This window comes from Bacillus sp. LR--39 (assembly GCF_053613335.1).
Window position 1 is genome coordinate 1 of sequence record NZ_JBSIOT010000559.1, and the last position, 866, is coordinate 866.

The following is an 866-nucleotide window of genomic DNA, read 5'->3' on the forward strand; positions in this document are numbered from 1 at the left end:
AGCGGGCAAACTACCATTCAGAAACCAAAGAAGGCCGTACATCTCGCATGAAAATGGCGGCCGCTTTCTTTGTTGCGGCGATACCTTCCATTCTATGTTATTTGCTGACGATTTTGTTTTAATAAAAAAGGAAGCCTCTTAGGCTTCCTTTTTTTGCAGTAAAACAGAATCCCATATCCAATAGATAAGAGCTGTTAATACAGCGAAAAGATAGAAGGCTGTATTTTGAAACAAAGATTGTCCCGAAGGCTGAAGCACGCCGAAAATGATCGCGTTGGCAATAAAAGCAGCGGCAAGGTAATACAGCAGATACAAAGGGCTGAACCGTTTCGGCTTTTTATTCATCATGATTTGAAGCGGCAGTGCGAAGATCAAATAAGGAAACAGAAAATAAAATGCCATTGTGATGAGAGCGGCAATGATAAATGAATGAATATAAATTACTGAATAAAGAACGGACATCGTGAATGCTGATAACAGCACTGTATAATTGTATTTCATCTTAAACCTCCTAAAACACTATCGTACCATAAATAAGATTAACAGCTTGCTAGATTTTTTTCACCCTGCACGTTTATCCCAGGCTCTCCTTGTCCATAATAGGGCTAGAAACAAAGCACGGAGAGGAACGGTGGGGACCGATGAAAAAAACAGTAATCATTTGTATATATATCTTTCTTTTATTATCTGGAGCGCTCGTAGGGCTGGCAAAAGAAGAGACGGCACAGAAATCGGAAAATCAGCCGGTTGTCATACCGGATCAGGCGATTCGTTTGAGAATATTGGCAAACAGCGATAGTGATCAAGACCAGCAATTAAAACGTCATATAAGAGACGCGGTGAATAAAGAAATCACAACTTGGGTA

3 protein-coding genes are annotated in these 866 nt (G+C 40.2%); 2 read left to right on the plus strand and 1 reads right to left on the minus strand.

What is annotated here, in order from left to right; all coding sequences use genetic code 11:
* The coding region (locus tag ACWHAR_RS24895) for a DUF5316 family protein (RefSeq protein WP_452088157.1) at window positions 1-122 on the plus strand (122 nt) is incomplete at its 5' end.
* Between the two features lie 16 nt (window positions 123-138).
* On the opposite strand, the gene ACWHAR_RS24900 is transcribed toward ACWHAR_RS24895, so the two are convergent.
* Window positions 139-501: a UPF0715 family protein gene (locus tag ACWHAR_RS24900; protein WP_014478265.1), complete on the minus strand. Its 363-nt coding sequence runs from the start codon at window positions 499-501 to the stop codon at window positions 139-141.
* A 140-nt stretch (window positions 502-641) separates the two neighbouring features.
* On the opposite strand from ACWHAR_RS24900, the gene ACWHAR_RS24905 reads away from it, so the two are divergent.
* Window positions 642-866, plus strand: a 225-nt coding sequence (locus tag ACWHAR_RS24905; protein ID WP_452088156.1) for a stage II sporulation protein R, incomplete at its 3' end; no start/stop codon positions are given.

Bases quoted from the DNA above. Each gene is read 5' to 3' on its own strand.
- ACWHAR_RS24900 (WP_014478265.1), bottom strand. From the start codon at position 501: ATGAAATACAATTATACAGTGCTGTTATCAGCATTCACGATGTCCGTT.